The sequence below is a fragment of the Isoptericola sp. NPDC056573 genome (assembly GCF_042793335.1).
GTDB lineage: Bacteria > Actinomycetota > Actinomycetes > Actinomycetales > Cellulomonadaceae > Isoptericola.
The window spans coordinates 351,743-365,827 of record NZ_JBHTUY010000001.1 but is presented as its reverse complement, the minus strand read 5'-3'; the positions used below and the strand labels follow the sequence as shown (position 1 = coordinate 365,827).

The 14,085-nt window shown below is 74.8% G+C and carries 8 protein-coding genes; 3 read left to right on the top strand and 5 right to left on the bottom strand.

All coding sequences use genetic code 11. From position 1 onward, the window contains the following. Positions 1–56: 56 nt before the first annotated feature. Positions 57–1,475, bottom strand: coding sequence for a hypothetical protein (locus ACFQ8E_RS01655; protein WP_430548822.1), 1,419 nt, complete (start codon positions 1,473–1,475; stop codon positions 57–59). 189 nt (positions 1,476–1,664) lie between these two features. Here ACFQ8E_RS01655 and ACFQ8E_RS01650 point away from each other — a divergent pair, with 189 nt between their 5' ends. After that, positions 1,665–2,099, top strand: a complete 435-nt coding sequence (locus tag ACFQ8E_RS01650; RefSeq protein ID WP_430548821.1) for a TIGR03618 family F420-dependent PPOX class oxidoreductase — start codon at positions 1,665–1,667, stop codon at positions 2,097–2,099. A 201-nt stretch (positions 2,100–2,300) separates the two neighbouring features. Continuing rightward, on the top strand, positions 2,301–3,500 hold the full coding sequence (locus tag ACFQ8E_RS01645) for an oxygenase MpaB family protein (protein ID WP_430548820.1): 1,200 nt from the start codon (positions 2,301–2,303) through the stop codon (positions 3,498–3,500). A gap of 32 nt (positions 3,501–3,532) precedes the next feature. Here the strand turns inward: ACFQ8E_RS01645 and mfd are convergent, their stop codons facing one another. The 4 genes from mfd to ACFQ8E_RS01625 form a co-directional block, all read right to left on the bottom strand. Further along, complete coding sequence (mfd, locus tag ACFQ8E_RS01640) at positions 3,533–7,138, bottom strand: transcription-repair coupling factor (protein ID WP_430548819.1); 3,606 nt, start codon at positions 7,136–7,138, stop codon at positions 3,533–3,535. A gap of 314 nt (positions 7,139–7,452) precedes the next feature. Then, on the bottom strand, positions 7,453–8,622 hold the full coding sequence (locus ACFQ8E_RS01635) for a DUF4190 domain-containing protein (protein ID WP_430548818.1): 1,170 nt from the start codon (positions 8,620–8,622) through the stop codon (positions 7,453–7,455). Between the two features lie 218 nt (positions 8,623–8,840). Then, entirely contained in the window at positions 8,841–11,879 is a 3,039-nt protein-coding gene (locus tag ACFQ8E_RS01630) for an endo-1,4-beta-xylanase (protein WP_430548817.1), read from the bottom strand. 144 nt (positions 11,880–12,023) lie between these two features. Beyond that, positions 12,024–12,656 carry a DUF4190 domain-containing protein gene (locus tag ACFQ8E_RS01625; RefSeq protein ID WP_430548816.1) on the bottom strand — a complete coding sequence of 211 codons (633 nt, stop codon included), beginning with the start codon at positions 12,654–12,656 and terminating at the stop codon, positions 12,024–12,026. Positions 12,657–12,857: 201 nt separating this feature from the next. Here ACFQ8E_RS01625 and lhgO point away from each other — a divergent pair, with 201 nt between their 5' ends. Continuing rightward, entirely contained in the window at positions 12,858–14,072 is a 1,215-nt protein-coding gene (gene lhgO, locus ACFQ8E_RS01620; RefSeq protein ID WP_430548815.1) for an L-2-hydroxyglutarate oxidase, read from the top strand. The last annotated feature ends 13 nt before the right edge of the window (positions 14,073–14,085 follow it).

Genomic DNA, 14,085 nt, shown 5'->3' with positions numbered 1-14,085 from the left:
CGGCACCTGCCCGGCGCGCGCGGTTCAGGCGGCCGGCGTCGGCGCGGCGCCGACCGTCAGCGGCTGGGCTGCGCCACGTCGGGGACGTCGGGCGCGCCGGTCGCGGCCTCGACGTCGGGCCGGGGCGGCCGCGCCACCAGCTCCAGCAGGGCGATGAGGACGCCCGCCACCAGCGCCGTGCCGATGATGAGCCCCGGGGTGGGGCTGCCCGCGAGCAGCAGCACCAGTGCGGCGAGGACGATGATCGCCACGCGGACCACGGTGCGGTACCGGCCCAGCCAGTCGCCCACCGGCCCGGTCGAGACCCCGCGCCCCTCGCCGTAGTCCCGCAGCCGCGCGAACCCGCGGCCCGCGCCCGCGCGCAGCGACCGAGCCGATGCGCTGCTCCCGCCCAGGTACGCGACGATCGCGACCACGAGGCCGAGCACGCCGACCGTGCGCAGCGTGACCCGCAGGAACGACACCACCTGGTCGAACAGCACCTCGGCCGCGTCCAGCCGCAGCACCACGTCCTTCAGGGCGTCGAGGTAGATCCCCCGCGCGATCGCGAGGCCGACGGCGAGCACCACCATCGCGGCCGCCAGCGCCAGGCCCGCGACGACCAGGGCGCGCGCCTTGTGCCGCGCGACGAGCACGCCCGCGGCCAGCAGGCCGAGCGAGATCCAGGGCAACCACGTCCCGAGCGCCACGACCTGCGCGTACCGGTTCTGCACCTGCACGAGCTGCGACGTCTGCATGAGCGTGAACGTCGCGTTCACCTCCGGGATCCGGGCCGCGATGCCGAGGCCCCGGTCGACGAGCCGCTGCTTGAGCAGGTCGATCATGCCGGAGAGCTGGATGGTGAGCTGGCCGTCCTGCCCGATCTGCAGCAGCTCCCCGCCCTCGCCGCGCATCGTCGCGACGAGCTGCTGGTGGGCGACCCGGTTGGCCTGCACCCAGGCGTCCTCGAACGCGTCGCTGGTCACGACGCCGTCGGCCGCGCGACGCACGAAGGACTCGACGCCGCTGGTCAGCGGGCCCTCGAGCTGGGTGAGCGCCTCCGTCGCCCGCGGCCCGACCCCCCGCTCCTCCAGGCCGTCGACCACCGTGCCGACGATGGCGTTCACGTCGATCTGCTCCATCACGACGTCGGTGAGCCGGCCGGCGACGGCGCCCTGGATCGCCGGGTCCGAGGCGATCGGCCCCACCGTGGCGACGTACCGGTCCGTGTCGGTGAGCGTGCGCTCCGCCCAGGCGGCCACCACGGCGACGGGCGCCAGCAGCGCGCCGAGGACGACGAGCACGACGGCGGCCGCGGCCCGGCCGCGGTGGCGCGGCTCGCGGGACGCCGCCGGTGCCGCGGCCACGACGACGGGCTGGCCGCCGACCGCCGCGAGCCGCGCGCGCAGCTCGGCGTTCTCGCGCTCGAGCGCGGCGAGCCTAGCCGCCGCGTCGCCCGGCACCCCGGTGCCGCCGTCGTCGATCGTGCCGCTCATCGCGTCCCCGTCCGCCGCCCCGTGCCCGGCCCGCGGGTCGCGGGCCCTCGCGGAGGGCGCGGCCAGCCCGCGCCGCGCCGTCCGCTCCTCATGCTAGGAACGGAAGCCGCGCTCCACCTGGCGGGACGGCAAATCCACCCGGGTGCGGCACCAGCGCTCATTCCCGGCGCCCGCGTGGGTCGACCCGTCATGACGACCGCACCCGAGCCCCGCCTCGACCCGCTGCCCGGTCCCGCCCACCTGCCCGAGACCGCCCGCCGTCTCGTCGCCGAGCCCCACGTGGCACACCTGGCGACGCTGCTGGCCGACGGCTCGCCGCACAGCGTGCCGCTGTGGGTGGCGTGGGAGGGCGACCACCTCGCGTTCCTCACGGGCCCGCGCTCGCAGAAGGCACGCAACGTGGGGCGTGACCCGCGCGTCGCCGTGTCCGTGACGCACACCGAGCGTCCCTGGGAGATGGCCATGCTGCGCGGCCGCGTCGTTCAGGTGCTCGACGGCGATCGCGGGTGGGCCGTCGTCGACAGGATCGCCCGCGTGCACACCGGTGCCGACTACCCGCGCGGGGAGGAGCGTGTCGCCTTCCTCGTCGACGTGGAGCACGCCGCCGCGCAGTCGTTCGGCTGACGGGGCGAGCACGTCGAGGGCCACCGTGTCCCGGCCAGGGGTTGTGCCGCGCCGCCAACGGTCATATGTTAACGGCGAATCACATGTGAACAACCGGCCAGCACATCGGTCCGGACGGGCGCCCCGCCCCCGGACGGCGTCGACGACGATGCCGCCGCGGGGCCCCGTCCCCGTCGGAAACAGGTGGTCCCCGTGAACGAGATGAACAGACGCACCCTCCTGACCCTGGGCGCGGCGCTCGGCCTGACGAGCGTGGCGGCGCCGGGCGCGGCCTGGTCCTGGTCCCCGTCGCGATCGGTGGCGCGCAGCGGCACCGGGGTCGACCCCCTGTGGGTCTGGGACGACGAGATCGACGCGATCATGGCGTCGGTGCTCGACGCGGGCAAGGTTCCCGCGGTGAACGACGCCATCGGCCCGTGGGTGGACAACGACCACCCCGTCCCCGCGGGCCTGCCGGCCGACCTGGCCGCCTTCCTGCAGCGCTCGACCCGCCTGCCCGATTGGGCCGACCGGGACAAGCTGCGCCTCGCCGCCGACTTCAACCGGCGCAAGGACCTGTACCTCTTCCTCATCTACGGCCTCGGCGGCGGCATCATGAGCACCGTCATCCCGCGCGAGGCGAAGTCCGTGTACTGGTCCAAGGGCGGGGCCGACATGCAGGACCGGGCGGCGAAGACGTTCACGTTCGGCTACGACCTCACCGACCTCAACGCCTACGAGCCCGACGGCCAGATGATCGTCACGGCGAACAAGACCCGCATGGTGCACGCGGCCGTGCGCCACCTCCTGCCCCAGTCCCCGTACTGGAAGGCGGTCGCGGACGAGACGATCCCGATCAGCAATATGGACATCCTCGTCACCTTCCACAGCACCGGCACCTTCGCCCACCAGACCATGAAGAAGTGGGGCATCAGGATGTCCGCGGCGGAGGAGGAGGCGTTCCTGCACCACTGGCAGGTGGCGCTGCACTTCCTGGGCGTCAGGGACGAGTACATCCCCGCGACCTGGGCCGACGCGCACGCCCAGTCCGAGCAGGTGCTGACGCCGTTGCTGGCGCCCACGCCCGAGGGCAAGGACCTCGCCGAGGTGCTCCTCGGCCTCACCGCCCAGGTCGACCTCGGCGTCACGCGCGGGTTCCTCAACGAGTTCGTGGTCTATCAGCTGGGCGAGGACGTCGCCGAGTGGCTGAACCTCAAGCGCGACCCGGCCTCCCGAGCCCTCATCCGCACGGTCTGGCCGGCGTACATCAAGTTCCGCGAGGGCCTCATCCCCGTCGCGCCCGTGTCGTTCCGCCTGTTCGACCAGTTCGTCAAGGCGCTCGGCATGGCGTTCCTCAACAAGGGCGAGTCGGGCAAGACCACGCCCATCACCATCCCCGACGGCAACCGCCCCGGCGTCTGACGCCCCCGCCGAGGTGGTCCCCGTGCCGGGGACTACCTCGGCGACCCGGTGCCGACGCTCGCCGCGGCGGACACCTCGCCCAGGACGACCGCGTCGATGAGCTGCCGCGCCCACGCGAGCACCTCGGCGCCGCGCAGGGGGCGGCCGCCGATGCGCGCCGTCGTCGGGAAGGGCACGAGGAAGGCGCGGATCGCGGGCTTGAGGATCGTGCCCGGGTACAGCCGCTTGAGGCGCAGCTGCGCCGACTCGGCGAGGTCCACCGGCGCGAACCGGACGAACTTGCCCTGCGCCGTGACGTCCGCGAGGCCCGCACGGCGGGCGTGGTTGCGGAAGTCGGCGACGTCGAACAGGGCGGAGGCGACCTCGGGGAGCTTGCCGTAGCGGTCCACCAGCTCGGCCCGCACCTCCGCGAGCGCGGTCGCGTCCTGTGCCGCGGCGATCTTCTTGTACGCCTCGAGGCGCAGCCGCTCGGTCGCGATGTACGACTCGGGCAGGTGGGCGTCCACGGGCAGCTCGATGGTGACCTCGGGCTGCTCCTCCTCGCGCTCGCCGCGGAACGCGGCCACCGCCTCGCCGACCATGCGCACGTACAGGTCGAAGCCGACCCCCGCGATGTGGCCCGACTGCTCGCCGCCGAGCAGATTGCCCGCGCCCCGGATCTCCAGGTCCTTCATGGCGATCTGCATGCCGGCGCCGAGGTCCGTGTGCGCGGCCATCGTGGACAGCCGGTCGTGCGCGGTGTCGGTGAGCGGCCGCTCCGGCGGGTACAGGAAGTACGCGTACGCGCGCTCGCGGCCACGGCCCACGCGCCCACGCAGCTGGTGCAGCTGGGACAGGCCCAGCACGTCCGCGCGCTCCAGGATCAGCGTGTTGGCGTTGGAGATGTCCAGCCCGGTCTCGATGATCGTCGTGCAGACCAGCACGTCCAGCTCCTTCTCCCAGAAGGCGCGGATCACCTGGTCGAGCTGGTGCTCGCTCATCTTGCCGTGCGCGACGCCGATGCGGGCCTCGGGCACGAGCTCCGCCAGCCGCGACGCCGTCTTCTGGATGGTCTCCACCTTGTTGTGCACGTAGAAGACCTGGCCCTCGCGCAGCAGCTCGCGCCGGACCGCCGCCCCGATCTGCTTCTCCTCGTACGCGCCCACGTAGGTGAGCACGGGGTGGCGCTCCTCCGGCGGGGTGGCGAGGGTCGACATCTCGCGGATGCCGGTGACCGCCATCTCGAGCGTGCGCGGGATCGGCGTCGCGGACATCGCCAGCACGTCGACGTTGGTGCGCAGCTGCTTGAGCGTCTCCTTGTGCTCCACGCCGAACCGCTGCTCCTCGTCCACGATCACGAGGCCGAGGTCCTTGAACCGCACCGACCCCGTGAGCAGGCGGTGCGTGCCGATGACGATGTCGACGGTGCCCTTGCCGAGCCCCTCCACCGTCTCGGCCGACTCCTTGTCGGACTGGAAGCGGGACAGCGCCCGCACCGTCACGGGGAACCCGGCGTACCGCTCGGAGAACGTGTCGAAGTGCTGCTGCACCAGCAGCGTCGTCGGCACCAGCACGGCCACCTGCTTGCCGTCCTGCACCGCCTTGAACGCGGCGCGGATCGCGATCTCCGTCTTGCCGTAGCCGACGTCGCCGCAGACCAGGCGGTCCATCGGCACGGCCTTCTCCATGTCGGCCTTGACCTCGTCGATGGTCACGAGCTGGTCGGGCGTCTCGACGTACGCGAACGCGTCCTCCAGCTCCCGCTGCCACGGGGTGTCCGGGCCGAAGGCGTGCCCCTGCGTGGCCATGCGCGCCGAGTACAGGCGGATCAGCTCGCCCGCGATCTCCTTGACGTGCTTGCGGGCGCGCGCCTTGGTGTTCTTCCAGTCCGCGCCGCCCATCTTGGACAGCGACGGCGCCTCGCCGCCCGTGTACTTGGTGACCTGGTCGAGCTGGTCCATCGGCACGAACAACCGGTCGCCCGGCTGCCCGCGCTTGGACGACGCGTACTCGATGACGAGGTACTCGCGGGTCGCCGCGTTGGCGCCCGCGCCGAGCGTGCGCTGCACCATCTCGACGAACCGCCCCACGCCGTGCTGCTCGTGCACCACGTAGTCGCCGCCGCGCAGCTGCAGCGGGTCGACGACGTTGCGCCGCCGGCTCGGCATCTTGCGCATGTCGCGGGTGGTGGAGCCCTGCCGCCCCGTGAGGTCCGACTCGCTGAACACCGCGAGCTTCAGGTCGGTCGCGACGAAGCCCTTGCCCACCAGCGCCGGCGCGACGAGGACGACGCCGCCCTCGGGCTCCTCCCCCAGCTCGGCGACCATGCGCGCCGCCGTGTCCTGCGCGGCCAGCTGCTCGACCATGCGCTTGGCGGGCCCGTGGCCCTCCGTGGTGAGCAGCAGCCGCCAGCCCGCGCGCTGCAGCGTCTGCACGTCGTCCAGCGCCCGCTGGAGGTCGCCACGGTAGGACTCGACGTCGCGCGCGCCGACGGTGAAGGTCGTGACGCCGTCCACCTCGGCCTCGGGCTCGGTGCCCTCGTCACCCCCCGCGTCGAGCGCGAACGACGACAGCGTCCACCAGCCCAGGCCACGGCGGGCGGCGACGTCGCGCACCTCCGTGAACGTCTCGAACGACGCGGCGGACAGGTCGATCGGCGCGGCCCCACCCGCGACGGCGCCCGTCCAGGCGGCGGCGAGGAACTCCTCGGTGGTGGCGACGAGGTCGTGCGCGCGGCGGCGGACCCGCTCGGGCTCGTCGATGACCAGCAGCGCGTCGTCGGGCACCAGCTCCAGCACCGGCACCATGCGGTCCACGAGCACCGGCGCGAGCGACTCCATGCCCTCGACGGCGACGCCCGCGGCGAGCTTGTCGAGCATCTCGATCGCGCCGGGCAGGCGCTCCACGAGGCCCGCCGCGCGCTCGCGCACCGTGTCGGTGAGCAGGATCTCGCGGCACGGCGGGGCCCACAGGCCGTGCTCGGCGATCTCCAGGGAGCGCTGGTCGGCGACGGCGAACCAGCGGATCTCCGTCACCTCGTCGCCCCAGAACTCGATGCGCAGGGGGTGGTCCTCGGTGGGCGGGAAGACGTCGAGGATGCCGCCGCGCACCGCGAACTCGCCGCGGCGCTCCACCATGTCCACGCGCGTGTAGGCGCCGCCCACCAGGCGGTCGGCGACGTCCGTGAGGTCCGCCGTCGAGCCGGTGTGCAGCTCGACCGGCACCAGCTCGCCCAGCCCCTCGACCACCGGCTGCAGCAGCGCGCGGGCGGGCATGACGAGCAGGCGGACCGGACCGGTCTGGCCGGGCTCCGGGTCCGGGTGCGCGAGCCGGCGGAACACCGCGAGCCGCTTGGCGACCGTGTCCGCGCGGGGCGACAGCCGCTCGTGCGGCAGCGTCTCCCACGACGGCAGCATCGCGACGTCGTCGGCGCGGTCGTCAGGCAGGTAGGCCCGCACGGAGGCGGCGAGCTCGTCGGCCTCGCGGCCCGTCGCGGTGACGACGACGAGCGGCCGCCGCTCGGCCGCCGCCGCGAGCAGCGGGGCGCGCACGCCGACCGGCCCGACGACGTCCGCGAAGCCGCGCGCCCGGACGTGCTCGAGCGCGGCAGCGGCGCCGGGGTCGGCGAGGAGGGCGGGGACGATGCCGGTGAGGTTCATGCGGGTCCTTCGGGCGGGGTCTGCGGCGCGGCAGTCGTGTGCGGGCACGACGACAGGCCCAGCTCTCCCCGGGACGCACGGGGTTCTGGGGTCACTGGGCCTCGGAACCGTGCGACCGGCGGGGTGCCGGGCGTGCCGCACCAGACTACGCCGACCCTCCGACGTCGCCCCGCGAGGCAGCACGGACCCTGCCGAGGTAGTACTACCTCGCGGGATCTCGTACTACCTCGCGGAGAGCCGTACTACCTCGCGGAGACCGGTACTACCTCGGCAGATGCGGGACCACCTCGCGGTCTCGGCGCCGTGTCTCGGAGTCAGCTCCCCGGGATGCGGCTGGTGAGGTCCTCGGGGAGCTGGTCGAGGATGCCGTCGGGCAGGCGGTCCAGGAGGTCCTCGCAGGAGACGGGGTCGCCCGCCTGGCACTGGCCGCCGAGCTCCTGGAGCTGGTCCGCGTCGCCGAGGGTGCCGGCGAGGTCCTGCAGGTCGCCGAAGGAGAGGTCGCCGGTGAGCCCGCCGAGCAGCAGGTCGGGGACGGACAGGTCCGTCTGCGTGAGCTGCTCCGCCTCGTCCAGGGCCTGCTGGATGTCGTCGCCGTAGGTGTTCCAGAGCCACAGCCCGGCGATGACCACGAGCGCCGTGAACACGACCTGGATCGAGCCGAACGCGATGCCGGTCTTGGCCATGCCCCGCCCGCCCGAGCGACGGCGACGGGTCCGGTCCAGGCCGATGCCGCCCAGGATGATCGCGAGCACGCCCAGCAGCGGCACGACGAAACCGAGGATGCCGGTGACCAGCGCCGCCACCGCCGTCGGTTCCGTGCCGCGCCGCGCGGGTTCGGGGGCGGCACGGCCCGGGCCCGCGGGTCCCCCGTGCGCGGGCGCGGGAGCCGCGCCCCACGGCGTCGGGGCGGCCGCGCGCTGCGGCGCCGGCTGCGGAACCGGGGCGGCGGGCTGCTGCGGCGCCGGGCGGGCCGGCGGCGCGTGCGGGGCGGGCGTCGCGCTCGGCGCCGACAGCGACCCGACCGGACGCGAGGACGTGCGCCGCGGCGGCGCGGCGTTCGGCAGCACCGCCGTGCCGTCGCCGTACCCGCCGTGCGCCTGCGTCGGCGGCAGCACCTGCGTGCCGTCGTCGTACCCGCCGTGCGCCTGCGACGGCGGCATCACCTGCGTGCCGTCGTCGTACCCGCCGTGCGCCTGCGACGGCGGCATCACCTGCGTGCCGTCGTCGTACCCGCCCCACCCCTGGGTCTGCGGCAGCACCGCCGTCCCGTCGACGTACCCGCCGAACTCGTGCGCGGACGGCAGCACGGTCGTGCCTTCGTCGTACCCGTCCGTCGGCTGCGCGGCCGGCAGCACCGTCGTGCCCTCGCCGCCTCGCGACCCGATCGCCTGGGTCGGGGGCAGCACGCCGGTGCCGTCCTCGCGCGGCGGGATCGCCTGGGTGGGCGGTGCGTCGTGGGGGTCGTACCCGCGCGGGTGGTTCATGGTCCTCCTGGGTCGTGGTCGGCGGCATGGTCGACGTCATGGTCGACGTCACGGTCGGCCTCGGCGTCGTGGACGGTCCGGCCCTGCGTCCGGTCCGCGATGCTACCCACCCGCGGCGGCCGTGCGGGCGTCCCGACCGGCGTCTTCGCCGGACCCCCACACGACCGGCAGCCGGCGGCCCCACCTGCGCGGGCGGGGCCGCCGGCCGGCGCGCAGGACTACCTCCGCGCGGCGGTGACCGGCGCCGAGACCGCCGTGACGTCGTCCAGCCCGCGGGCGTGCGCCGTCACCTCGACGCTCACCTCGTGCCCGACGTCCGCCCCGCCGACGCGGTAGGTGGAGCCCGCGACGGAGAGGAGCACCTCCGGCTCGGCCGTCCCGCGCAGCACCTGACCGGTGAGGTCGAGCAGACGCGCGAGGTCGGTCAGGGCGCCGAGGGGCCGGCGCACGGGCTCGCCGTCGCGCAGCCACCGGTACGTGTACCGCACCCGCTCGCCGCCGGGGGCGGTCCACTCCCCCGGGTCGGCCACGAGGACGGCGCCGGGCGCGGTGCCCTTCCGGTCGTCGGGGACGACGGCCGGGGCCACGACGTTCACCAGCCCCTCGGGCTCGGGCTGCACCGCCGCCACGAGCTTCCCGACGCCCCACCGGGCGGTGGACTGGTAGCCCGTGCCCGTGGGGTCGGCCCAGTCGCGCACCGCGGTGCGCGCGCCGGCCGTGCCGTCGTTGACCTGGAAGTCGAGCCCGTGGAAGGTGCCCGCGCCCCCGGTGCCGAGCAGGTCGACCGCCGCCTCGACGACGTAGCCGCCGTCCACCGTCGCGGTGGCCGACGTCAGGCGGGCGGCCTGCGCGGCCTCGTCGCCGGTGCCGAACGACGTGACGTTCTCGGCGCTGATGCGGATCTGCGTGTCGACGTCCCGGTAGGAGCCGTTCTTGGCGTTGCCGGCGTCGAGGAAGATCTCGACCGAGTCCTGCACCCACGGGTCGGAACCGCTGACGTCCACGGTCGGGTCGGCGACCTCCGCGAGCACGTACAGGGTGTCCCCGGACCAGAGCGTGCGCACGGTCGCCGTGGCGCCGCCCTCGCCCTCGATCTGCCGGTCGGTGGTCACCGCGGACGCGTCGGCCCACGCCTCGTCCACCGTGCCGTCGACCTGCGGCGGCGTCGCCGCCTCGGCCACCTCGAGGTAGCTCAGCTCCTCCAGGAGGGTGAGGGTGCCGAGCGAGCCCGGGGTGTTCCAGCCCGACGTCGTCGCACCGTCGGCGACCTGGACGTCGAGGCCCGCGGTGTCGCCCTGGGCGGCGCCCGCCAGCGGCAGGTGCGCGACGACGACGTATCCGCCGTCGACCGCCTCGACCACGGCCGCCGCGCCGTCCGGCCCGGTCACCGTGCCGTCCCGCCCGACCGTGGTCGTCGCGCCGTCGACGTCGAAGGTCACGGCGTCGTCGCCTCCGGTGCCCACCGTCCCGTCCGTCACCCGCACCTGCGCGGTGAGGTGGTCGGGCGCCCAGCGGAGCTGGAAGTCGGCCACGACCTCGCCGCTGCCGTCCGCCGTGACGGTGTGCCGCGGGAGGCGGTCCCACACGGCCGACGACGCGGCGTCGGCGTCGAGCGGCACGTCGCCGGCGAAGACGCGGGCCGCCTTGAGGCGCGGCGGGACGTCGCCGTCGACGGCGCCGACGTAGGCCGGCTTGGCCTGCCGGTCGCGGTCGAAGAGCAGCGGCCCCCCGCTGTCCGCGCGCCACGACCGGTCGTCCGTGAGCCCCCAGACGGTGACGGAGTACAGGTCCTGCGCGTGCGCGCGGAACATGCGGAAGGCGTCGCGGTACCAGTACCCCTGCTCGACGAGGTTCGCCTGGGTCTCGGGGGTGCCGGTCGTGACGTCGAGCTCGGTAACCGCCTGCGTGACGGGCAGGTCGGCGAACCGCTCGACGGCCGCCTCGAGCTGGCCCACCGGCATCGACAGCGAGACGTGGAACTGGTGGCCCACGCCGTCCACCGGCACGCCCCGGGCGAGGAGCCGCTCGACGAGCGCGAGGTAGCGGTCCTGCTTGCCCGACTGCTCGGTGTTGTAGTCGTTGATGAATAGCGCCACCGGCCGGTCGGCGCCCTCGGCCGCGTAGGTGTGGTTGAACGCCTCGTCGGCGTACCCGAACGCGAGGTCGATGAAGTCCTCGCCGAGGATCCGGTACCACTCGCTGCGTCGCAGGCCGTCGTCCGGGTCGCTCGTCGCGCCGTCGTTCACCACCTCGTTGACGACGTCGAAGGCCGTGAGCGGGTTGTCGCCGCCGAACTGCCCGTACCGCTCCGCGAGCCAGCCGGCCACCGAGAAGACGTGGGTGCGCAGCCGCTCGCGCAGCACCGCCCGGTCGGCGTCGGACGTCGTGAGTGGCGTGCCGTCCTCCGCCTGGAAGAACCACTCCGGCGTCTGCGAGTGCCACACGAGCACGTGCCCGTACACGCGCAGGTCGTGCTCGGCGGCGTAGTCCATCAGCGCCACAGCCTGCGGGTCGGGGCGGAACGTGCGGCCGTCGGCGTACCAGGCCTCGGGCTTCATGTGGTTCTCGGCCGTGATCTGGTCGAAGTGGCGCAGCAGCAGCTCGGAGGCGTCGCCCGTGGTCTCGCGCTGGTCGATCGCCACCCCGACAGGGAAGTCCACCGTCTCCTTGACGCCGGTGAGGTCCTGCACCGGCGGGGACGTGCGCTCGCCGCCCGTGACGACGAGGTCGTCCACGAGGAACGACGGGTGCGCGCCGCCGACCGGCGCCGCCTCGACGTAGAGCTGGGCCGCGGTGAGGTCGGCCGGCATCGTGTAAGTGCCGCCGACGCGCACCCAGCCGTCGGCGGTCGCGTCGACGGCGCCGCCCACCCAGGTGTAGGCGTCCCCGCCGGCCGAGGTCTCCTGGACCGTGAAGTGCACCGCCGCGCTGCCCGCCGTCCCCGCCGGGAGCTTCACCCAGGCCTCGACGTCGTAGTCCCCGCCCGCGGCGAACAGGCCGCCGACGGCGGTGGCCGGGCCGTTCCACTCGGCCGTCCGCCCGGTGACGGACAGCGCCCCGGCGCCCGTCCGCGCGTCGTCCGAGATCTCGAGCGTGACCGCGCCCCGCGGGCCCCACGGGTCGTAGGACGTGTCGAAATCGTTTTCGAGAACGACGGAGTCGTCCCCCGCCGCCATGCTCGCGCCCACGACGCCGGTCACCACCGCGCCGCTCGCCATCACCGCCGCGGCCACCGTACCGGCGACCGCCCGTCTCACCCGCTGCCTCATCGTCGCTCCCTCGCGATCGGTGGGGCCCTGGCGACGGCTCGGCCGGCGCCCGGGGCCGACGGCGCGTCCGCGCGCCGTCGGGCACACCGTAGGGCGCCGACGACATTAAGGGCAACGGCTGAACGAAACTTCCTACCGCGCGACCAGGAGGGGCAGCGCCATCGACACGTCGAACGACTCGAAGTCGCTCGGGTCGAGCTGGGAGACCAGCGCGACCGCGAAGACGAGCACCAGGACCCACACGACGACGCCGACCGCGCCGAGCACGATGCCGGCGATCGCCAGGCCCTTGCCCTGCTGACCCGTGCGGTTGATCCGCGACAGGCCGATGATCCCCAGCACGATCGGCACCACCGCCAGGCCGAGGATGCCCGTGACCAGCGCCGCGATCGACCACCCGTCCGTCCCCGCCGACGGCGCGTACGGCTGGGCGTACGGCTGGGCATACGGCTGCGCGTACGGCTGCTGCGGGGAGGGCTGCGCGTACGGCTGGGCCGGGGGCTGCTGCTGGTACGGCTGCTGCGGATATCCCGGGGGCTGCTGCTGCGGATACCCCGGCGGCGGCTGCTGCACCCCGGGCTGGTTCGGGTCGGGGGGCGGGGCGGCCCCCGGCGACGGGGTGGCTCCCGACGGCGGGGGCTCCGCGGGCTGCCGGTACGGGTCCGGGGGCGCGGGCGGTCCCACCCCGTCGGGCCGCGCGTCCGCACCGGGTTCGCCCGGCCGCGGCTCGTCGGGGCCCGGCTGCGTGCCGTCGTCGTGAGTCATGGGTTCCTCCTCGTCGGCGAGGCGCGACGGCCGGGCCGGCCGTCCCCGCTCCTCCCACTATGCCGGAGGACGCGGGCGCAGGCGGGTTCACCTCACCGTTCACCCTGGGGACCCCTCCCCGCAGCGCACCGGGACTGCCATCCTGAGAGCGGCGGGCCCGGCCAGGGACCAGGCCCGCCACCACCGTCCGGAGGAGGCAGCATGCGGGTCGTCGTCGTCGGGGGCGGGATCATCGGGCTCGCGACGGCCGCACGGCTCGCCCGCCGCGGCGACGACGTGACCGTCCTCGAGAAGGAGCACGAGCTCTCGTGCCATCAGACGGGCCGCAACTCGGGCGTCATCCACTCCGGCCTGTACTACGCGCCGGGCAGCCTCAAGGCGCGCCTCGGCACCGCGGGGGCCGCGTCCATGACGCGGTTCGCCGCCGAGCACGACGTGCCCGTCGCCGTGACCGGGAAGCTCGTCGTGGCGACCGACGCCGGCGAGCGCGACCGGCTGCGCGCCCTCGCCGAGCGCGGCACCGCCAACGGAGTGCCCGTGCGCGAGCTGGACCCCGTCGAGGCGCGCGAGCACGAGCCCGAGATCGCGTGCGTCGGGGCGCTGCGGGTGGAGACGACGGGCGTCGTCGACTACCGCGCCGTGTGCGCCGTCCTCGCACGGCAGGTCGCCGAGGCCGGCGGCGCCGTCCTGCTCGGCCGCGCGCTGCGCGGCGCCCGCACGGTGGGCACGCAGGTGCGGGTCGACGTCGAGGAGGTCGGCGAGCACGCCGGGTTCGAGCTCGTCGCCGACGCCCTCGTCGTGTGCGGCGGCCTGCACGCCGACCGGCTGGCGCAGGCCTGCGGCGTCGACCCCGGGGCCCGCATCGTGCCGTTCCGCGGCGAGTACTACGACCTCGCCCCGCGCGCGGCCGACCGCGTGCGCGGCCTGGTCTACCCCGTGCCCGACCCGCGGTTCCCGTTCCTGGGCGTCCACCTCACCCGCGGCGTGCACGGCGACGTGCACGCCGGGCCCAACGCCGTCCTCGCCCTCGCCCGCGAGGGCTACCGGCGGCGCGACGTCGCCTGGCGCGACGTCGTCGACGCCGCCTCGTGGCCCGGGCTGTGGCGGCTGGCCGGGCGCAACCTCGTGCCCGGCGCGGCCGAGGTGGCCCGCTCCGTGTCGCGCACGCTGTTCGCCGCCTCCGTCGCGCGGCTGCTGCCCGGCACCACCGCCGACGACCTGCACCCCGCCCCGGCCGGCGTCCGCGCGCAGGCGCTGCACCGCGACGGGCGGCTGGTGGACGACTTCCTCGTGCGCACCGCGCCCCGGCAGGTGCACGTCATCAACGCGCCCTCGCCCGCCGCCACCGCGTCGCTGGAGATCGCGCGGCACGTCGAGGCGGAGCTGGACCGGACGCTGCGCGCGACGACGGCCTGAGCCGTCGTCCCCG

Coding starts and splice junctions, on each gene's coding strand:
- ACFQ8E_RS01655 (WP_430548822.1), bottom strand. CDS start 1,475: ATGAGCGGCACGATCGACGACGGCGGCACCGGGGTGCCGGGCGACGCG.
- ACFQ8E_RS01650 (WP_430548821.1), top strand. CDS start 1,665: ATGACGACCGCACCCGAGCCCCGCCTCGACCCGCTGCCCGGTCCCGCC.
- ACFQ8E_RS01645 (WP_430548820.1), top strand. CDS start 2,301: ATGAACAGACGCACCCTCCTGACCCTGGGCGCGGCGCTCGGCCTGACG.
- mfd (WP_430548819.1), bottom strand. CDS start 7,138: ATGAACCTCACCGGCATCGTCCCCGCCCTCCTCGCCGACCCCGGCGCC.
- ACFQ8E_RS01635 (WP_430548818.1), bottom strand. CDS start 8,622: ATGAACCACCCGCGCGGGTACGACCCCCACGACGCACCGCCCACCCAG.
- ACFQ8E_RS01625 (WP_430548816.1), bottom strand. CDS start 12,656: ATGACTCACGACGACGGCACGCAGCCGGGCCCCGACGAGCCGCGGCCG.
- lhgO (WP_430548815.1), top strand. CDS start 12,858: ATGCGGGTCGTCGTCGTCGGGGGCGGGATCATCGGGCTCGCGACGGCC.